Raw genomic sequence first — 18,886 nt, 5'->3', positions numbered from 1 at the left:
CGGGGGACGGCTCAAATCTCGTGGTTCACCAGGTTGAACACCGCCACGCGGTGCGACTGGGGGAACAGCACGATGAACAGGTGGTTCCAGTCATGCGCGCCCGGAGCCACCAGGTACGAGCTGTAGAAGTAGCGGATCTGCACCTGCTCCGTGCCGTTGCCAATCTCCGTGAGCAGGTGCGGGTCCAGCGCGTCGAAGAAGAAGAGCGCGTCGGACAGCGTGCTGAACGGCACGGTGCCCTGGTCCTGCCAGTTGATGCGGCTCTGCTCGCGCGGGTCCTGCATCAGCGCGAACACGGACTCCACCGCGTCCGACAGCGTCGGCGTCTGCGTGGAGGACCAGGGGAAGCCGTACACGTCCAGCGTGCCGTCACACCAGTTGTTGTGCGTGTCGCACTCGTCGTTGCCGGCCTCCATGATCGACTCGAGCAGCGGCGTGGGGCCTTCCCACTCCAGCTCGATCTGGCTGAGCTTCGACTCCACCGTGCGCACGGACTGGGTGGACTCGGGCACCGGCTCGGACGGTGCGTTGTTGCACGCTCCCAGGAACAGCGCGGAAGCCAGCACGGACCACTTCAGGGTGTTTCGCGACATGTGGACGACCTCGGGGGGATGAAACGAGGGAGGCCCGCGTGTGCCACAGCCCTCTCCCTGCCCTCAAGCCACAACACGTCACCCGTTCACGTGTCACCGCGCCGTGACGCGCGGGGTTGGAAATCTTCAGCCCCGCTCGCCCAGGGCGCTCCGCGCGGCGTCCTCGCGGCGGTGGGCCTCCACCTCCGGGACCTCCTCCCAGCGGATCCACCCGGCGCGCGCCGCGTGCCTCGCGGCGGCCACCGTGTCGTCCACGGCGACCAGCTCACTACCCGCGTCGCGGATGTCCTTCGCGATGGTCTCCATCTCCTCGCCGCGCTTGGAGCCCCCCGGCACGTTGCGGATGTAGACGCAGCGGATGCGGCCCGGGTACTCGCGCACGATGGTGCGGTAGTGCTCCGCGTCCTCCTGGCCGCTGTCCCCAATCAGCACGAAGGGCAGATGCGACAGCGTCTCCAGCACGCCGCGAATCTTGTCCAGCTTGTGCCCGTGCCCGCCGCCCGGCGCGAAGCCATGCCGTGACAGGCCCCAGTCACGCAGCAGCAGCGGGCCAATGGGGATGCGGTGGATGGAGAGGAACTCGTCCAGGTGCTCGTAGAGGTTCCACGGGCTGCTGGACACGTAGAAGATGGGGTTGTCCGCCGTGCCGCTCGCGCCCGCCTGGAGCGCCGCGTAGAACGCGTCCACGCCCGGGAAGGGCAGCCGCCCCCGGTGCTCCGTGAGGAACAACGCCCACGCGCGCTTGAGCGGATCCGTCACCCCCGTGGCGATGACCGTGTCGTCGATGTCGCTGATGACGCCCAGCTCCGCGCTCGTCCCCGCCACCCGCACCGGCGCGGACACGCGCGGCACGCCTTCGGCCTCCGGCGACAGGAGCTCCAGCTCCACCATGTGCCAGCCGGAGCGCACGCCCTCGGGCGGAGGCACCCATAGCTCCAGGAAGCCCTCCTCGTCCGTCACGCCCTCCCAGCGCTTCTCCCCCCAGCGCACCGCCACGTGCGCGCTGGAAATCTCCCGCGTCATGTAGCGCTTGTAGGAGGCCACGGCGCTGCTCCACAGCGTGTGGCGCTGGCGCTGGGGCGTCACCTTGCGCTCCTCCAGCACGCGCGCCTTGATGACCACGCGCTCCGGGGTGCCGTAGCCCCGGTACGGCAGGATGCGCAGCGGCGGGGCGATGCCCAGCCCCTTGCGCACGCGGCGGCTCAGCACGTCGTATTGGGCATCCGCCTTGACGGCGAAACGGAACAGCAGCGGGTACAGGTCGGGCATGGCGGGTGCGCGCGAGTCTACCGTCCCCTCCGTCAATCGTGGCGGCCCAACGTCCGGTCCAGGTTATATGCCGCGCTGATGAGCGACAGGTGCGTGAGCGCCTGCGGGAAGTTGCCCATCGCCTCGCCGGACATGCCCGTCTGCTCCGCGTACAGCCCCACGTGGTTCGCGTAGCCCTGCATCCGCTCGAAGATGAGCCGCGCCTCGTCCAGCAGGTCCGGCCGGACGCTGCTCGCGCGCGTCATCGCCTCCACCAGCCAGAAGCTGCACAGGTTGAAGGTGCCTTCGCTGCCTTCAATCCCATCCAGCTTCTCGTCCGCCTCGTAGCGGAACACCAGGCCGTCCGACGTCAGGCCTCCCTCCTTCGGCGCCTTCCGGATGACGTCCAGCGTGGAGATCATCCGCGGATCCACCGGCGACAGGAAGAACACCAGCGGCATCAGGAGGTTCGCCGCATCCAGCGCTTCGTGCCCGTAGGCCTGGATGAAGGCGCCCTTCTCCTGACACCAGCCCTTCTCCATGATCTCCTCGAAGATGGCATCGCGCGTCTTCAGCCACTTCGCCCGGTCCGCCGGCAGGCTGCGCTTGTCCGCGAGCCGGATGGCCCGGTCCACCGCCACCCAGCACATCAGCTTCGAATAGACGAATTGACGGCGCGAGCCGCGAATCTCCCAGATGCCCTCGTCCTCCTTCTGCCAGTGGTCGCACACCCAATCCACCAGCCGCCGCAGGTGCCGCCAGAAGTCATAGGAGATGGGCGCCGCGTACTTGTTGGACAGGTACACGGAGTCCATCAGCTCGCCGTAGATGTCCAGCTGCAGCTGGTCCGCCGCCGCGTTGCCAATGCGCACCGGACGCGCGCCGCCATAGCCGCGCAGGTGATGCAATTCCTCCTCGTCCGGCACCCGGCCGCCGTCCAGGCGGAACATCAGCGGCAGCGGCCCATCCCCGTTCTCCGCGCAGCGCTTCTCCACCCAACGCATGAAGGCGGCGGCCTCCTCGTTGAAGCCGATGCGGATGAACGCGTAGACGGTGAAGGCCGCGTCCCTCAGCCAGCAGAAGCGGTAGTCCCAGTTGCGCGTGCCGCCGGGGGACTCCGGCAGGCTGCACGTGGGCGCCGCGATGATGGCCCCGGACGGCTCGAAGGTCATCAGCTTCAGCACCAGCGCCGAGCGCTGCACCATCTCCCGCCACCGCCCCGTGTACTTGCACTTGGACACCCAGTGGCGCCAGTAGTCCACCGTGTCGCGGAAGAGCTTCTCCGCGGAGTCGTGCGTGTGCAGGTGGTGGTGGCAGCCCTCCACGCCGCCCTCGCGCAGGGTGAAGACCGCGGACTGGCTCTCCTTCAGCGTGAAGTGCGCGACGACGCCGTTCTTGTCCTGCTTCAGCGGGATGGGCGTCACCAGCTGCATGCTCAGGCCCTTGGAGACGAAGGCCGCGCCGCCGTTCACCACGTGCGTCTCATGCTCGTCCCGGGCGTAGTTGAACGCCGGGAAGCACTCCATGCGGAAGGACATCTGCCCGCGCACCACGCGGATGCGCCGCAGGACCTCGCGCCCCTCCGCCTTCGCCCCCTTGCCCAGCGGCATCAGGTCGATGAGCTCCCCCACGCCGTCGGGCGTGTAGAAGCGCGTCACCAGCACGTTGGTATCCGGCCAGTAGAACTGCCGCTTCTGGACGTTGTCCGGCTCCGGGGATACGCGCCAGTACCCGCCCTTCTCGGGGTCCAGCAGCGCCGCGAAGATGCTGGGGCTGTCGAAGTGCGGAAAGCACATCCAGTCGATGGTGCCCTCGTAGCCCACCAGCGCCACCGTGCGCAGGTCTCCGATGATGCCGTGGTCCTCGATGGCCACGCCGCCCTTCAGGTCCGAGTGATGCAGGTTCACCGGGCATGCTCCTGGAACGAGATGACGTGCTTGATGCCGCCCTTCGCTTCCACCACCTTCACGAACTCCGACGGCGGGTGGCGCTGGGTGATGAGCGCCTCCAATCTCCCCGGCCACTTCGCGCGGAAGCGGGCCAGGTCCTCCAGCGCTTCACGGAAGTCACTGTCCGACGCGTTCACCGTGCCGAACATCACCCGGTTGCCCAGGACGAGTTGCCCCAGCACCTGGTCACCTTGCAGCTCCAGCGGCTCCTCGCGTCCAGGCACGCCGGTGAAGATGAGCACGCCGTTCTCCTCCAGCACCTGGAGCGAGTCGAAGGCCACCTTCGACGCCCCCGTCGCCTCGTAGATGAGGTCCACGCCGCCCAGCTGCTTCTTCAAGGCCTCCACCGTCACCTCCTTCGAGGAGATGTACGGCGCGCCCACCGCCTCGGATGCGGCGGCCTTCTCGTTGGGCTTGGGGCTGCGCGAGTACACCGTCACGTCGAAGCCCGCGCGCATCAGCGCCATGGCCCCCAGCTGCGCCACCGGCCCCGCGCCCAGCACCAGCGCCTTGCCGGGGTTCAGCTTCCACGGCAGGCGGGACTGGATGTGCGCCACCTCGCGCAGGCCCTTCTCCGCGATGGTGAGCGGCTCTGTGAGCACGGCCACGCCGCGCAAGCCGTCGTCCGCCTTGTGCAGGTAGGCCGCGTCCTCCACGAAGTGCTCCGCGCAGAAGCCGTGCGCGCCCTGGATGCCGCGCTCCGTGTAGTCCCCCGTCACGCAGAAGTCCGGGTGGCCATGGCGGCACGCGGGGCAGTGCGTGTGCGGACAGGGCCTGCGCACCCGGGGCACCACCAGGTCCCCCGGCTTCAGGCCCTGCACGTGCGCGCCCACCTCCATCACCTCGCCCAGGCACTCATGGCCCAGGATGAGGTGGTCCTCTCCTTTCGGCGCCGCGCCGTGGTCGCCCTTCAAGATGTCCTGGTCGGTGCCGCACACGCCCACCTCCAGCGTGCGCACCTTGACCTGGGTGGGCGAGTGCAGCCGCGGTTCGGGAACGTCGAGGACGCGCACCTCGCGCGAGGGGAACATGACGGCCACGGCCTTCATGGGATGAGGACTCCTTCCGGGCGAAGTGCTGAATGTCCCAGGACAAGGGGTGCGGACTTGGGACCCATGTCGCAAGTGCCCGTCCGCCGCCCTGCGTTTCCCCACCCGGCCCGCCAGAGGGGACCGCCGCTGAACATCCCGGGCCGCCCGCCTGCCTGGAGGGCGACACTCGAAAGCACTGCCCCCTTGGGGCGCGCGGGTCTATAGAAACAGGCCGTGCGTTCGCCCCCCGCCTACCGACGCAGCCGCGCCACCGCCATCGGTGCCACGGCCTTCCTGATGCTCGCCCTGCCCTTCCTGGTGCTGGGGGTGTTCTTCCTCGGCCAGAACGCGCGCATGGACCTGCGCTGCGAACCCCAGGGCCCGTGCGTCCTCACCCGCTCCAGTTGGTTGAGCCACGACGAGGTGGGCCGCTACGCGCCCGCGGACATCCAAGGCGTGGAGGTGGCCCGCAGCCGCAGCACCCGCAAGGGCGCGGCGCCCATCTTCCGGGCCCAGCTGCAGACGCGCTCTGGCGTCCAGCCGCTCGCCTACCAATGGACGGAGGCCGAGCCGGAGGCCCAGGCCTTCGCGGACACCGTGCGGCGCTACCTGACCGGTCCCCGCACGGACGCACTCGAGGTGTTCCAGGACGACCGCAAGGCGTCGCTGCGCGTGGGCGGCGCCTTCACCGTCGTGGGCCTGGGCGTGCTCGCCCTGAGCCTGTGGCTGCTCTCCCGCACGCTGGCGCACCGCAAGGCGGAGCGGGCCACCGTCTCCTGACGGACAACAGAGCGCGTCGAAAAGCAGCCGGACGTGCGCCGCGGATTTCACTTCCTGTCCTACAGTGAAAGGCGCCTGCCCGCTTCCAGGCCCCTCCTGTGCGACCGCGGGGCAGGTGAATAGGTTGTGGCGAATGTTTCGACGCCTCATCGAGCGGATGCGGGGCCTGCGCCAGGCGGCGCCATACCTCTTGCGGCCCGCGAACGTGGACGCGGACCGGGCGAAGATCTCCATCGCCCAGCTGGACCACCACTACTCCAACAAGGTCGTGGCGCTGAAGGACGTGAACCTCAACGTCCGCTCGGGTGAGTTCGTCTGCCTGCTCGGCCCCTCCGGCTGCGGCAAGTCCACGCTGCTCTACGCGCTCGCCGGCCACGTGGTGCCCACCGGCGGCCGCGTGGCCATTGACGGCAAGCCCATCCACGGGCCCGGTCCGGACCGGCTCCTGATGTTCCAGGAGGCCGCGCTGTTCCCGTGGCTCACCGTGCGCGGAAACATCACCTTCGCGCTGGCCGCCCGGGGCGTGCCCCGCGCCGAGCGCCGCGAACGGGCCAACGCCTTCATCCAGCGCGTGCGCCTGGAAGGCTTCGCGGACACGCTGCCCCATGAGCTCTCCGGCGGCATGAAGATGCGCGCCAGCCTGGCCCGGGCGCTCGCGGTGGACCCCACCGTGCTGCTGATGGACGAGCCCTTTGGCGCGCTGGATGCCCAGACGCGCGTGCACATGCAGGAGATGCTTCAGGCCATCTGGCTGCGCTCCGGCAAGACCGTGGTCTTCGTCACCCACGACGTGCAGGAGGCGCTGATGCTGGGCACCCGCGTGGTGCTGATGGCGCCACGGCCGGGCCGCGTGGTGGAGGACCTGGAGATCCACCTGCCCATGCCGCGTTCGCTGGAGGACCCGTCCCTGGACGCGATGGCGCGCGACATCCGCCACCGCCTGCGCGCCGCGGAGGGGCACGCCGCGGAGACCCCGCCCACGGAGCCCGTGCAGCGCCGCACGCGCACGCCGTCCAGCCTGCCTCGCGCCAGCGTCGTGAGCAGCCGTTAGAGGGAACACCGCCATGCTGAAATGGGCGCAGAAGCTGGGGATGATCGCGCTGCTCTTCGCGCTCTGGGAGGGGCTGTCCCGCTCGGGCATGTGGAACAAGCACCTGTTCCCCGGGCCGCTGGAGGTGATTCAAACGCTCATCGCCATGGCCCGCGATGGACAGCTGGGCGGCGCCACGTTGCGTTCGCTGGGCCGGCTGACGCACGCCTATCTCATGTCCGTGTGCATCGGCGTCCCGCTGGGACTCTGCATCGCGCGGCTGTCCTTCTTCCGCAACGCGGTGAAGCCGGTGGTGATGGGCCTGCAGGCCCTGCCCTCCATCTGCTGGCTGCCCCTGGCCCTGTTGTGGTTCGGCCTCAACGACAGCGCCATCCTCTTCGTGGTGGTGATGGGCAGCGTGCTGGGCATCGCCATCGCCACCGAGGACGCGGTCAACGGCCTGGATCCGCAGCTGTCCCGCGTGGCCAGCACCCTGGGCGTGCGGGGCCTGCGCTTCTACTTCGGCGTGCTCCTGCCTGGCGCGCTGCCCGGCATCGTCACCGGCCTCAAGCTGGGGTGGAGCTTCGCGTGGCGCGCGCTGCTCGCGGGCGAGCTGCTCTTCGTCTCCGGCGGCCTGGGCCAGCTGCTCACCATGGGCCGCGAGCTGATGGACGTGTCCCAGGTGATGGCGGTGATGCTGGCCATCATCCTCATCGGCATCACGGTGGATCGCGTCCTCTTCCAGACGGTGGAGACGCGCCTCAGGCGCAGGTGGGGCCTGACGGCGTCCGTGTGAGCCTCAAGACGCTTGTGCACTCGCGGGCATTGATAACAGGCGGGGAATCTCCAGTAGCGTGACGCACCATGTCTTCCGCGCGTCCGCTGTCCCTGCTCCTCGGTGTCTGCGTCCTCCTCCTGACGGGTGTCACGTCCTGCAAGAAGGACACGCCCTCTGGCGCCAACGCTCCCCTGCGCGTGGCCTTCTTCCCCAACATCACGCACGCGCAGGCGTTGGTGGCGAACGCGGAGGGGCTCTTCGGCTCTCAGCCCGGCATGGGCCACGTGGAGGTGCGGCAGTTCAACGCGGGCCCCGCGGCCATGGAGGCGCTGGTGGCGGGCTCCGTGGACGTGGCCTACGTGGGCCCGGGCCCCGCCATCAACACGTACCTCAAGGCCGGCAAGGAGCTGCGCATCATCGCGGGCGCGGTGAACGGCGGCGCGGTGCTGGTGGTGAAGAACGTGAAGACGGCCGCGGAGCTCAAGGGCAAGAAGCTGGCGACGCCGCAGCTGGGCAACACACAGGACATCGCCCTGCGCCACTGGCTGAAGGCCCAGAAGCTGAGCATCTCCACGGACGCGGGCGGCGACGTGCAGGTGATTCCCATCAGCAACCCGGACATCCTGGCCCAGTACCTCCAGGGCGCCATCGAGGGCGCGTGGGTGCCCGAGCCCTGGGGCGCGCGCATGCTCGCCGAAGGGGGCGGTCACATCCTGGTGGACGAGCGCGACCTCTGGCCGGACAAGCGCTTCCCCACCACGGTGGTGGTGACGACGAAGAAGGTGCTGGAGACGCAGCGCCCGCGCATCGCGGCGCTCCTGGGCATCCACGTGCGGCTCACCGAGCGCTGGCGCGCGGACCCCGCGGCCTTCGCCACGTCCGTCAACGCCGCCTTCGGCCAGCTCACGCGCAAGCCCCTGCCGGCGCCCGTGCTCCAGGACGCGTTCTCCCGCCTGGAGCCGAGCCTGGACCCGGTGCCCGCCGCGCTGAAGACGTCCGCCGAGCACGCGAAGTCACTGGGCTTCATCCCCAGTGACGACGTCGCGGGGCTCGTGGACCTGAGCGTCCTGGACGAGGTGCGGGGCGGCGGCGCGAAGCCGAACTAGTCCAGCTTCTCCCCCTGGAGGGACAGGGCCACGTTGTCCGTCTCGTCCACCTGGTAGAGGGCCAGGACCTGCTGCCCCTTGAGCGGTGGCTTGTAGATGGTCAGGTTGCTCATATCCAGTGGCACCACCGGCCCGGTCACGTCCCGCACATACAGAATCAACCCGGACCGCTTCACCACGGGTCCGCTGACCTGGCGCATCTTGTCCGGGTCCGGGGTGATTTGCCGCACGGCCTGGCCCGGGGCGACGATGTTCGGCGTCAGGGTGGGGATGGTGCTCGGAACGTTCGACGGGCTGCTGCTCGCAGGATTGGTGTAATTCGCCACCATCTGCCCGGCCTGGTCGCCGTCCTTGGTGACCGTAGGCTCACTCGCCAGCGCGGGGCCTGCGCACAACAAGAGACCGAGCGTCGGCGCGGTCCACGCCATGGCTCGCCAACGTCTGGTGAATCCGTGCATCATGGTGACACCTCCGTGGCACGGGGGCGCTGCCCCCGGGCTCAGGCCTAAACGTAGGGTGGGCAGCACTGAATGTTCAGCGGCGGAACACAGGCCGTGCGTGAGGCAGCTTCCCCACAGTAGGGTGGCGCGCACGCGAGCCAAGGACCGCTCGCATACGAATACGAGGCACCTTTGGCTGGACGCACCGACGAGCAGCACCGCATCGCCCTCTTCATCGACTTCGAGAACCTGGTCACCAACACCGGCATCAGCGCCAACAACTTCGACCTGCAGCCCGCCCTGGACCAGCTCCTGGAGCAGGGCAAGGTCGTCTTCCGCCGCGCGTACTGCAACTGGTCGCGCTTCGAAGACGCGAAGCAGCGCCTGCACGACGTGGGCGTGGAGCTGGTGGACGTGCCCCCCTCCACCCGCGCTGGCAAGAACAGCGCGGACATGCGCCTGGTCATCGACGCGCTGGAGCTGTGCTACGCGCGCGAGCAGATTGACACCTTCGTCATCGCCTCCGGCGACAGCGACTTCTGCCCCCTGGCGTACAAGCTGCGTGAGAACGGCCGCACCGTCATTGGCCTGGCCGTGCGCGAGGCCAGCTCCCAGATGTTCGTGCGGGCGTGCGACCAGTTCATCTACATGAAGCCCAAGAACCGGGGCGAGTCCTCGCACAAGGACAAGGACCACGGCGGCCGGGGCTCCAAGTCCGACGAGGGCAAGGGCGGCAAGCGGGGCGGCAAGGGCCACGACAAGGGCCACGACAAGGGCGGCAAGGAAGCCGCCGAGTCCAAGGGCGGCAAGCCCAAGGCGGAGGTGCCCGCCGTCGCGCGCGAGGTGGTGCAGAGCCTGCTGCGCCGCGCGACCGGCCCGCTCAACCCGTCGCTCGTCAAGGAGACCATCGTCCGCAAGGAGCCCGACTTCGACGAGCGCGACCACGGCTTCTCCACCTTCGCGCGGCTGCTGGAGGCGCTGGAGCAGGAAGGCCTGCTGCGCCGCGTCCAGCAGGGGCGCCAGGGCTACATCGTGGGCCCGGACTCGGACGTCGGCGCTCCGCCGCGCGAAGCCAAGGGCGGCAAGGGGCGCCACGCCAAGGCGCCCGTCCCGGTGGAGGAGGAAGAAGAGGAGCTGGAGTCCTACCCGGACCCGGACGACGAGGGGCTCTAAGGCCCCCCGCCCTCGAGTCCACTACGTCGCGCGCGGCGTGGTGGACTCGCAGAGGTGCTCCAGGAACTCCGGCAGCAGGCGGGCGGACATCACCCACAGCTTGCCGTCACCCAGGTCCGCCAGGGACACGCGCTCCGCGTACTCCACGCAGGTGGCCTCCACGTAGTGGACGAACACCTTGCGGTCGCGCGCGCGGTACCACTCCGCCGCGCGGCCCAGCAGCGCCACGAACGCGTCCTGCACCTCCGGCCGCGCGTCGTCCTCCAGCGGCACCAGGCGCACGCCGTCCAGGACGTTGAAGAGGTTGAGGCCCGGCTGCGCGGACTCGAACACCGCGAAGGCCACGGCGCGGCCTTCATGACGGGCCACCACCAGCTCACGCTCGCGGGACAGGCCCGCGTCACCCCAGCCGGTGCGCGTGGTCTCCAGGTCGAAGCGCTCCGGCACCAGGTCCAGCGCTTCTCTGTAAGCCTCCGGGCGGGTGTCGGCCACGCGGGCGAAGAAGCTGGCGCGCTCCTCCTGGGTGGGTGCGCCCAGGGCGATGTTCGCGGGCTGCGTCCAGGCGCTGTCCACCTCGCCCTCCATCAGGCGGAAGGGCACCAGGCACGTCTGGCCGGTGTGCGCGTACCAGGTGGCGAAGTCGAACTTCGTGTAGCGCACCCAGCGCACGTTCGCCTCGCAGTAGGCGAAGAACCACTTCACCTCCGGGTCCACCTGGGTGGGCTCGTAGCCGCGCAGGTAGATGTCGCGCAGGGCCTCGCGAGCGGTGGAGCGGCTGCCCGGGGGCTGGTGCCGCGCCAGCTGGTGCGCCATCCAGCTGCCCGCGTAGGGCTTGAGCACGGAGAGCGTGGCCTCCATGCCGTCCTCCGCGGGGCGCACCACGCGGTAGCCCAGCAGCGGCGCCTCCTGGAGCTTGTCCTGCGTGCGGGAGAACTGGTCGCGCAGGCTGGTGAACTTCTCCGGCTCCTTGCCCGGGAGGCGGAAGTAGCCGGAGCGCTCGAAGAGCTTCCAGGTGGCGTCGTTCCAGTCGCCCTCCACCTTGGTGGTGGGGTGGGCCTGGGCCTCCACCAGCGCGCGCCACGCGCGGGCCCCTTCGGCGTCCAGGGGCCGGACGCTCACGCCGCAGCGGCGGCCGTTGGGCGTGCTGGAGATGTTGCGCACCTCCGCGCGCAGGCGCACCGGCGCGTGGCCCTCCAGCCCGACCTCCATCACCGGCAGGCGCAGGCCCGGGTACATCAGGTCCTCGCCGGGCTCGGTGAGGAAGGACAGGCCTTCGTAGGAGACATCCAGCAGGCCGCGGTGCACGTGCACCTGGGGCCAGAGCGGATGGTCGAACTCCACCGTGCAGGACGCGTGGGCCTGCGTGCGGCGCAGCCAGCGGTGGCGGAAGCGCACCAGCGACGTGGGCGCCGGCATCAGCAGCAGGCCATCCTCCACGCGCGCGGCGTCCATCTGGAAGTGCACCACGCTGGAGTAGCCGAACGCCTCCAGGGTGAGGGGCCCCGGGGGAAGCGTCCCGTGCAGCTGCCAGCCGAACGCGTCCTGGAGCGGCTCGAAGAAGGCGCAGGTGACCTCCGCCACGGTCTGGCCATCACGCGAGCGCAGCACGCCGCGGGCCTGACGGGACGCGAGCGCTTCACAGATGCGCGCGACGCGGTCCGCGTGGTCGATCTGCTCGCGCCACACCGGCCGCGTCTCCGGCGTGAGCAGCAGGCCGTTGTCACGCAGCGACTCCAACAGGCCCACGATGCGTCGGCCCGCGTCCAGCGGCGGCGCGACGAAGCGCAGGCTCACCTCCGGGCGCATGGAGTTGACGCCAATCACTTCCGCGTCCAGGGCGGTGGCCCACCGCTCGCCTTCACCCACCACCACGGACGCGGCCTGTCCCTTGCGGGGCACCGCGCGCGACTCCAGGCGGAGCGTCAGATGCTCCAGGGACAGTTGCACCAGACGTCCGGGAGAGAAGTCCGCTCCAAACGAGGCCGCCGCGCTGAGCTCGGTTCCCATCCGGTATCCGAGGAGGGCTTCGCGGCCGGCCGGCGCGTCGTGAGTGTCAGTGTGCATGCGGGGGCTCCCTGATGTCCTACGGGGCATGATCCTACGACGTCCGAAGAAACTGTGTTGTCCCCAGTTACGCGTGACCCGGGGAACTCGGATTCCCACAGAGTGGAGATCATTCATCCCTTCTGCACTGAGACCTTCGGGCCGGTGCAGCGGCCACGCATTGGACTGTCGCGAATTGGTTTCTCACGAGTCGGGGATTTCCTTCACGGACAGGCGCATCACCTTCCAAGACAGGTGCGGACCTGTCCCTCCCCTCGGGTCGCGCGGACCCCGGAAACACAGGGTGATTCCGACACATGGAACACAAGGGACATGTCGCATGTCTACTGGTGAGACATGGATTGCCTTGGAGGGACGGAGGCCGGGGCGACACACGTCGGGGATGACTCGGCTCCCCGCGAGGCGTTATCCCGGGAGCACGCCATGTCCTCCGCCCTGTCCACCCTCTGTCTCCACTGCGGCATGTGCTGTGACGGCACCCTCTTCACCCAGGTGCCGCTGCGGCCCCCCGAGGCGGAAGCCCTGCGCCAGCGCGGCCTGTCGCTGTCCGTGAAGGAGGACGGCACGGAGGTGTTGCCCCAGCGCTGCGCCGCCCTGGAGGGTCTGTGCTGCACCGTGTACGAGGAGCGCCCCGAGGCCTGCCGTCGCTACCGCTGCCAGCTGTTCAACGCGCTGGCGGAGGGAGAGGTGTCCCTGGAGGAGGCAAAGGGCGTCGTGGATACCGCGCATGCGAAGGTGGACGCGGTGGTGCGCGGTGTAGGTTCCGCTGAGGGCGGAAGGGGTCCCGCGATGCGTCAGGCCCGGGTGGCCGCGGCCTCGCTGACCCTGGCTCCCGAGACACGAGAATCCCTGGCGCACGCGGAGGTGTACCTGGACCAGCACTTCCGGGGGCGCTTCCGCCGCTCGGGCGGCTAGCGTGGCGAGGTCCTGTTCTCCGACGGAGGTCCTGCTCCCGTGAAGACGTCCCTGCTGGCCGTGTTGTCGTCCGCCGTGCTGTTCGCTGGTGCGCCAGCCTCCGCGCAGAGCAGTGAGTTCGTGAAGTCCACTCAGGTGGACCTGGACGGGGACGGCAAGCCGGAGGCGGTGTCGCTCACGGCGGGGGAGGACGGGAAGTTCACCTTGAAGGTGGGCGGCGCGACGTTGAAGGGCGACGCGGCCGGCAACGAAGTGCCGGGCTTCCAGGTGGTGGACCTGGACACGGGCGACAAGTGGAAGGAGCTGCTGGTCCAGACGCTGGGGGAGCTGGACGACGGTCACCGCTACTTCGTCTACGGCTACGACGGCAAGGCAGTGAAGCTGTTGGGAGACGTGCACGCGCTGACCGAGGCGAAGGGCAACGGCATCGTCCTGGTCGATAGGTGGATGGGGTTCTGGCAGAAGCGGGACAAGTACACCCTGGACCGCAAGGCGTGGAAGCTGGTGCACGTGCCGCAGGAGCTGTACGCGGTGACGGCCGAGCCCGGGAAGGAGGTCACGGCCACGGTGAAGAAGTCCTTCCCGCTGACGCAGAGCCGCACCGGTTCCGCGGTGCTGGCCACGACGGCGCAGGGCTCCAAGGTGACGGTGCTGGCCGCGAGCGTCCCCGCGAAGGGGGAGGTCCTGTACCTGGTGAGGTCGTCCACCGGGCTGCTGGGCTGGGTGCCCGGCAACATCCTGGTGGAGTCCACGGACGGGTTGCCGCTGGCGGGGTGAGCTACTCCGTCCCGGGCGAAGCACGCATGAGGAGGATGTTGCGTGCTCCGCAGACGTCGCAGACCAGATACCGCTCGAACCGTGTCGGGTCTGTTGGAGCGGTCATATCTTGAACGGTGAGGAAGCCGTCTGCCTTCTCCGGGCAGCGGACCTGGGCCGCTGGATTCCCCGCGAGGATCTTCCCGGCTTGAATCCAGGCCTTGCTCGTCTCAGAGATCATCGGGATTACCGCTCCCCTTCATCTTCTCCGCGTAGGCCTCCAGGTCATCGTGCAGCGGTTCCGCCGCCTTGACGATGCCGCGCCAGACAGGGTGGCCCGCGGCGATGAACTTCGCATCACCGAAGGGCAGGCCATGGAGCTGCGCCAGCCCCATGATGCTCTTGGCTAGAGGCAGGCCTGCGTCATGGAGCGCCACGACTGTATCCTCCACGGAGAGGCCACGCTGGACGTCCGGGCGGAGTGAAGCAATGACGGCGTCGTAATCCATGTTCAGTATTTCCGAAGACTTGACCAATCCAGGTTGATTGAATCATCCAGGCGCAGCACCAGCCGGGCATCACTTCCTTGATACAAGAAGCGACATGTCATGGTCTTGCCCGAGACTGTCATTGATTCTGCCCCTTCATGGGAGACAGTGATCAGCGGCAGGTCCATGACCTGGAGAGCGGTTTGCACCGACCGCTCGAAGAGATTGAATGAGAACCGCAGCCTGACGCCACGGCGGTCCGAGACTTCGTAGCACCAGTAGCCATCTTCGACGGACCGTTCGACCGCTTCCGCGCTGAAGAACTCAAGAAGCTCAAGCTCGTCAGGAATCGAGAACACGTCACTCATCCACGCCGCCCTTCTGCGCTCCCGTGGCGAGGTCGACCTCGAACGTCTGCGTCACCTCCGTCCGCATGTCCCAGTACTCACCGATGATGGAGCGCTCCGTCACCTGGACGATCTTCAAGCCATCCCATGACAGCCGCTTCGTCCGCCACCGCAGGCCTTCCGCGCCGTAGGCCACCATTTCGGTGAAGTCCGCGAACACCACGACTCCAGCCGCAGGCACGGCGCGGACGTCCATCACGGGCGCCACCTGGACTGGCTCCCAAGTGCTGGGGTCGCGGGCCGTGACGAGATAGCCCGCACCTCGTGACACGACACAGAGCTTCTCCGGGCTTGGCATTGCTAGGACGCGGCTGACTCCCGCACCCTTCACGTTTCCGGACGCGAACATCCCCAGCCAGGGTGCACCGCCTGCTGGCGTGACACGCACCAGCAAGCCGTCCTGTCCTGCGGCGGTGTTCCCGGGGAAGAAATGCCGTGGGGAGGTCTGTGCGCCGGGGCCTTCATCCAGCACCTCCCACGTATAGGTGCCATGAAAGCCAGGGTCTGTCGGTTCGCTCATGCTTTTCAATCAGGGTTTCGGTCCGTCCCGTCGAACCAGGACGTCGTTGTCGATCTTTTCGAGCTCGGAGAACCGCAGACCTTCGAGGGCCATCCGGCGCACCAACGGTCTGGCGGCCTCAGCCAGCTCCCCGACCCGGATGGGTCGCTCGGGCATGGCCACCCGCTTGTACGGTCCCCCATACGGATCCGCGTCGAAAGCGAACACGCCCCGCTCCGCCATCATCCGCCAGGTGTTCTCGCAGCCCTCCGCCACGCTCGGCGCGAAGCGCACCTCTGAAGAGACAGGGGACACGAGAATGGCGTTGATGGCGGCATCCAGGGCGTCCGTGTCCTGCAAGACTTCGCACGGCACATAACCTCCCCCCGCCGTGCTCAGCAGGGCGACGTGTCCCTCCACGTCGCTCGCGAGCCAATCGAATTCGTAACCGTCGATCTCCTTGGCCGATATCGCGCCCATGGCTATTCGACCAGGGCGAACTCCACCCGGCCCAACTGCTCATCCGTGGAGACGACCTTCACGGTGATGGGCATGCCCACGGTGAAGGTCCGCGTCTTGCCCACCATGGACAGCTCACGCGTGTCCGGACGGTAGGGGCCGCCCGCGAGTCCTTCCGCCGGCACCATGCCCTCCACCCACATGCCATCCAGCTGCGCGACGAGGCCGAAGGGCTTCACTCGCACGATGCGCGCGGGGAACTGCTGTCCGATGCGGGTGGACATGAAGCGCGCTTCCAACTCGTGGTGGCGGTCCACCTCCGCGCGGTTGGCGGAGCGGGCGCGCACGTTGATGTGCTGGGAGAGCGATTCGATCTCCGGGTCCTCGTGCACGAAGTCGCGCCGGCCGTGGAGGTACGCCTTGATGAGGCGGTGCACGGCGAGGTCCGCGTACCGGCGGATGGGCGACGTGAAGTGCAGGTACAGCGGCGCCGCGAGCCCGAAGTGCGGGCCCGGCTTCACGGTGTAGCGGGACGGGCCCAGCGACCGGCGCAGCACGGAGCGCAGCGCGGCCTCCGCCTTCGCTCCGGAGATCTGCCGGTCGAACGTGGCCAGGGCCAGCGGGGTGAGCTGCGCGCCGAAGCCCGCCGCGAACCCCGAGTGCAACGCGAACGCGTTCACGTCCGACACGCGCTGCGGATCCGGCTGTTCATGCACGCGATACACGGTGGGCACGCCACGGGTCATCAGCCAGGTGGCGATGGCTTCGTTGGCCGCGACCATGAAGCGCTCAATCATGTTGTGCGCGGAGGTGTCCTTCTCCCCGGCGAGCCCGGACACGGCGCCCGTGGCGGTGTCGAAGGTGAAGCGCGCCTCGTCGCGGGACATGGCCATGCCGCCGCGAGCCCCTCGGGACACGGCGAGCCGCGCGGATGCCAGTCGGAACCAGGGCATGGCTTCGCGCACGGGCTCCATGGCGGGGGAGATGGAGTTGTCATCGAGGAAGGCCGCGACCTCGTCGTAGTTCAGCCGTGCCCAGGAGCGGATGAGGCTTTCATAGACATCCGCGGCGGTGACACGGCCGTCCGGGTCGATGCGCAATTCGACGGTGAGACAGTGGCGCTCCTCGTTGGGCACGAGGCTGAGCCAGTGCGCGGATAGCTCCTCCGGGAGCATGGGGAGCACGCGGCCCGCCAGGTAGACGCTGGTGGCGCGGGCGCGGGCCTCCAGGTCCAGGGGGGTGTTCTCTTTCACGGACTCGCTCACGTCCGCGATGGACACGAGCAGGCGCAAGGCGCCGTCAGGGCCCGCGGGCAGCACGGAGATGGCGTCGTCGATGTCGCGGGTGGACGGTGCATCCACGGTGACGGTGGGGATGGAGCGCAGGTCGCGCCGGGCGCCGCCCAGGGCGTGGGGGGTCTCCTTCGCACGGAGGGCTTCCTGGACGACCTCCGAGGGGAAGTCCCGGTGGAGGCCGTGACGGGCGATGACCCGCTCCAGGGAACGGTCCGCGCCGGGCTCCAGGCGATAGAGGAGGACGACCTTTCCGTCCGCGATGCGGGCGACGACGGCGTCGTTGTGCTGGACGGGGGTGGTGCCCGGGTCCAGGGGCCAGTCGGTGTTGGAGACCTCCTTGTCGATGCGCAGGAAGAAGGCGCCCTTGCGCGACACGACCTCGCCGTAGACGACGGTGCGGGTGCGCTCCACGAGCGACAGGCCAGACGCGGTCCACCGGCCCTCGCCGGACGCGGTCACGGTGGCGGAGACGACGTCACCCGCGAACAGGGGGTTCAGGTCCGGAGGAGGAATGAAGGCGGACAGCACCTCCGGAGTGCCGGGCTCCTGCACGGTGAGGAAGCCGAAGCCACGAGGATGCACGTCGACGCGGCCGGTGACGGTGCGCGGGGAAGCGGAGGTGTCCATGTCGGTGCCGTGCTTAGCCCACGTCGGGACGAACGTCACTGGAAGCCAGGGGGCTTCCCACTGTCTGTCTTCAACCTCGCTCCCGGGTTCAGCTCGAACACGAGCCCGAACTGCCAGAGGCTGATGCGCTCCAGGAAGAGGATGTTGTAGTAGTCCTGCCCCCGCACGTACCTGGCGAACACGCCGAAGCCGGACGCCCAGCGCGGATTCGCCGCCACCTCCACGCTCAGCGTTCCCCGCTGCGCCGGCGTCTCACCGAATGGATGCGAGAACGAACCCTCCAGCCGGAAGCGGTTCCCGTTCACCTCGCGCTCCCCCACCAGCCCCACCCCCCAGTGCCCATTCCCATACACGTGGCGCTGCGCCGGGCTCATCCCTCCGGGTCCAATGGCTGAGTTCAATTCGTAGAAGGCATTCGCCCCCACCAGCCATGCACTCAGTCGGTGCAAATCCACTCCGAACCCCAGCCTGCTGTGCAGCTCGAAGCGCAGCACGTTCGTGGAGAAGCTCCCCGTGATTTCGTTCAACGGCAGCGTGCCCTCCGCGGGCTCGCAGTTCGGGTCCGTCCCCGTCTGGTTCGCGAAGAAGCACCCGTCCTCGCCGTTGGAGTAGTGCCCCGCGATGACGTTCAACCCCAGCGCCAGCACCCGGGGCGCTGCGTCCTTGTCGGGGCCGTGCAGGAGCCGCAGGTGCGCCGCCTGGAGCGTCAACTTCATCAGGTACGACGGCGGCAGGATGGGGTTGCTGTCCGTGTTCGCCATCCGCAGCCGGATGTTCGGCGTGAACACCGCCGAGAACAGCGTCTCCCGCCCGTCCTCCTTGAAGTCGTCCAGCTTCAACTGCGGCAGGAAGAGGTTCGGCGCGAACTGGCCCTCGAAGACCAGCGGCAAGGGCGAGTCCGGGTCCCCCTGCCGCTGGATGCGGCTGGGCGACACGAACAGGTACGTGCGGTCCAGGAACAGCGGCGTCTGCAGGTCGTACTCCATGTGGAGCCCCTTCTTCGCCTCCGCCCCACCCCACCCGATGAGCACCCCCAGGAGCGCCCCCACGCGCCGCCCCCACCTCCCTGCCTGACGCCCTCGCAGCCGCATGGCACGCACAGTAGCGGCGCCCTCCCCGCGGTCCGTCCGCCCCAGGGGCGGCCCCTCCGGTGTCGGACAGTTCGCGCGCGTCCGTTCCAGAAACCCTGTCCTCGCCCGGACGGAGGCTCATCCTCGTAAACCCTGGCATCCGGCCAGAAACGGGGGT

At 68.8% G+C, this 18,886-nt stretch carries 19 protein-coding genes; 7 read left to right on the top strand and 12 right to left on the bottom strand.

Annotation, left to right across the window (positions count from 1 at the left end):
* Positions 1-11: 11 nt before the first annotated feature.
* The 4 genes from GTZ93_RS35565 to GTZ93_RS35550 form a co-directional block, all read right to left on the bottom strand.
* Positions 12-593 carry a hypothetical protein gene (locus GTZ93_RS35565; RefSeq protein WP_139919350.1) on the bottom strand — a complete coding sequence of 194 codons (582 nt, stop codon included), beginning with the start codon at positions 591-593 and terminating at the stop codon, positions 12-14.
* A gap of 126 nt (positions 594-719) precedes the next feature.
* Positions 720-1,862, bottom strand: a complete 1,143-nt coding sequence (locus GTZ93_RS35560; RefSeq protein ID WP_120578683.1) for an App1 family protein — start codon at positions 1,860-1,862, stop codon at positions 720-722.
* Between the two features lie 32 nt (positions 1,863-1,894).
* Positions 1,895-3,748: a glycoside hydrolase family 15 protein gene (locus GTZ93_RS35555; RefSeq protein ID WP_139919351.1), complete on the bottom strand. Its 1,854-nt coding sequence runs from the start codon at positions 3,746-3,748 to the stop codon at positions 1,895-1,897.
* The gene (locus tag GTZ93_RS35550) at positions 3,745-4,839 is read right to left on the bottom strand and encodes a glucose 1-dehydrogenase (RefSeq protein ID WP_139919352.1); all 1,095 of its coding nucleotides are present in this window, start codon (positions 4,837-4,839) and stop codon (positions 3,745-3,747) included. Before GTZ93_RS35550 ends, GTZ93_RS35555 begins: the two co-directional genes overlap by 4 nt.
* Before the next feature lie 216 nt (positions 4,840-5,055).
* On the opposite strand from GTZ93_RS35550, the gene GTZ93_RS35545 reads away from it, so the two are divergent.
* The 4 genes from GTZ93_RS35545 to GTZ93_RS35530 all read left to right on the top strand — a co-directional run bounded on the left by GTZ93_RS35545 (position 5,056) and on the right by GTZ93_RS35530 (position 8,515).
* Positions 5,056-5,601, top strand: a complete 546-nt coding sequence (locus tag GTZ93_RS35545) for a hypothetical protein (protein ID WP_120578686.1) — start codon at positions 5,056-5,058, stop codon at positions 5,599-5,601.
* Positions 5,602-5,734: 133 nt separating this feature from the next.
* A complete protein-coding gene (locus tag GTZ93_RS35540; RefSeq protein ID WP_139919353.1) occupies positions 5,735-6,652 on the top strand; it encodes an ABC transporter ATP-binding protein in 918 nt (305 codons plus the stop codon).
* Positions 6,653-6,665: 13 nt separating this feature from the next.
* Positions 6,666-7,427: an ABC transporter permease gene (locus GTZ93_RS35535; RefSeq protein ID WP_139919354.1), complete on the top strand. Its 762-nt coding sequence runs from the start codon at positions 6,666-6,668 to the stop codon at positions 7,425-7,427.
* Positions 7,428-7,495: 68 nt separating this feature from the next.
* Positions 7,496-8,515 carry an ABC transporter substrate-binding protein gene (locus GTZ93_RS35530; RefSeq protein WP_139919355.1) on the top strand — a complete coding sequence of 340 codons (1,020 nt, stop codon included), beginning with the start codon at positions 7,496-7,498 and terminating at the stop codon, positions 8,513-8,515.
* Here GTZ93_RS35530 and GTZ93_RS35525 read toward each other — a convergent pair.
* Positions 8,512-8,943 (bottom strand): hypothetical protein, encoded by a 432-nt coding sequence (locus GTZ93_RS35525; protein WP_139919356.1) that lies wholly within the window; start codon positions 8,941-8,943, stop codon positions 8,512-8,514. The genes GTZ93_RS35530 and GTZ93_RS35525 overlap by 4 nt on opposite strands.
* A gap of 204 nt (positions 8,944-9,147) precedes the next feature.
* On the opposite strand from GTZ93_RS35525, the gene GTZ93_RS35520 reads away from it, so the two are divergent.
* Positions 9,148-10,128 carry an NYN domain-containing protein gene (locus GTZ93_RS35520; RefSeq protein WP_139919357.1) on the top strand — a complete coding sequence of 327 codons (981 nt, stop codon included), beginning with the start codon at positions 9,148-9,150 and terminating at the stop codon, positions 10,126-10,128.
* A gap of 21 nt (positions 10,129-10,149) precedes the next feature.
* On the opposite strand, the gene GTZ93_RS35515 is transcribed toward GTZ93_RS35520, so the two are convergent.
* Positions 10,150-12,192: a PilZ domain-containing protein gene (locus GTZ93_RS35515; protein ID WP_139919358.1), complete on the bottom strand. Its 2,043-nt coding sequence runs from the start codon at positions 12,190-12,192 to the stop codon at positions 10,150-10,152.
* Positions 12,193-12,615: 423 nt separating this feature from the next.
* Between GTZ93_RS35515 and GTZ93_RS35510 the strand changes: the two genes are divergently transcribed.
* Together GTZ93_RS35510 and GTZ93_RS35505 are read left to right on the top strand one after the other, a co-directional pair.
* Entirely contained in the window at positions 12,616-13,107 is a 492-nt protein-coding gene (locus GTZ93_RS35510) for a YkgJ family cysteine cluster protein (RefSeq protein ID WP_120578693.1), read from the top strand.
* A gap of 39 nt (positions 13,108-13,146) precedes the next feature.
* The gene (locus GTZ93_RS35505) at positions 13,147-13,884 is read left to right on the top strand and encodes a hypothetical protein (RefSeq protein WP_139919359.1); all 738 of its coding nucleotides are present in this window, start codon (positions 13,147-13,149) and stop codon (positions 13,882-13,884) included.
* 209 nt (positions 13,885-14,093) lie between these two features.
* Here GTZ93_RS35505 and GTZ93_RS35500 read toward each other — a convergent pair whose 3' ends face one another.
* The 6 genes from GTZ93_RS35500 to GTZ93_RS35475 all read right to left on the bottom strand — a co-directional run bounded on the left by GTZ93_RS35500 (position 14,094) and on the right by GTZ93_RS35475 (position 18,687).
* On the bottom strand, positions 14,094-14,372 hold the full coding sequence (locus GTZ93_RS35500) for a hypothetical protein (protein ID WP_121754772.1): 279 nt from the start codon (positions 14,370-14,372) through the stop codon (positions 14,094-14,096).
* Positions 14,373-14,374: 2 nt separating this feature from the next.
* Positions 14,375-14,719 carry a hypothetical protein gene (locus GTZ93_RS35495; RefSeq protein ID WP_139919360.1) on the bottom strand — a complete coding sequence of 115 codons (345 nt, stop codon included), beginning with the start codon at positions 14,717-14,719 and terminating at the stop codon, positions 14,375-14,377.
* Positions 14,712-15,029 carry a hypothetical protein gene (locus GTZ93_RS35490; protein WP_139919361.1) on the bottom strand — a complete coding sequence of 106 codons (318 nt, stop codon included), beginning with the start codon at positions 15,027-15,029 and terminating at the stop codon, positions 14,712-14,714. The genes GTZ93_RS35495 and GTZ93_RS35490 overlap by 8 nt, the downstream gene beginning before the upstream one ends.
* A 258-nt stretch (positions 15,030-15,287) precedes the next feature.
* Positions 15,288-15,737 (bottom strand): hypothetical protein, encoded by a 450-nt coding sequence (locus GTZ93_RS35485; protein WP_120578698.1) that lies wholly within the window; start codon positions 15,735-15,737, stop codon positions 15,288-15,290.
* A 2-nt stretch (positions 15,738-15,739) separates the two neighbouring features.
* On the bottom strand, positions 15,740-17,638 hold the full coding sequence (locus GTZ93_RS35480) for a ribonuclease R family protein (RefSeq protein ID WP_139919362.1): 1,899 nt from the start codon (positions 17,636-17,638) through the stop codon (positions 15,740-15,742).
* Between the two features lie 35 nt (positions 17,639-17,673).
* Positions 17,674-18,687 carry a hypothetical protein gene (locus GTZ93_RS35475; RefSeq protein ID WP_315967408.1) on the bottom strand — a complete coding sequence of 338 codons (1,014 nt, stop codon included), beginning with the start codon at positions 18,685-18,687 and terminating at the stop codon, positions 17,674-17,676.
* Positions 18,688-18,886: the final 199 nt, after the last annotated feature.

This window comes from Corallococcus exiguus (assembly GCF_009909105.1).
Taxonomy (GTDB): Bacteria; Myxococcota; Myxococcia; order Myxococcales; family Myxococcaceae; genus Corallococcus; species Corallococcus exiguus.
The sequence above is the reverse complement of the archived record's forward strand: the minus strand, read 5'-3'. Positions and strand labels throughout refer to the sequence as shown.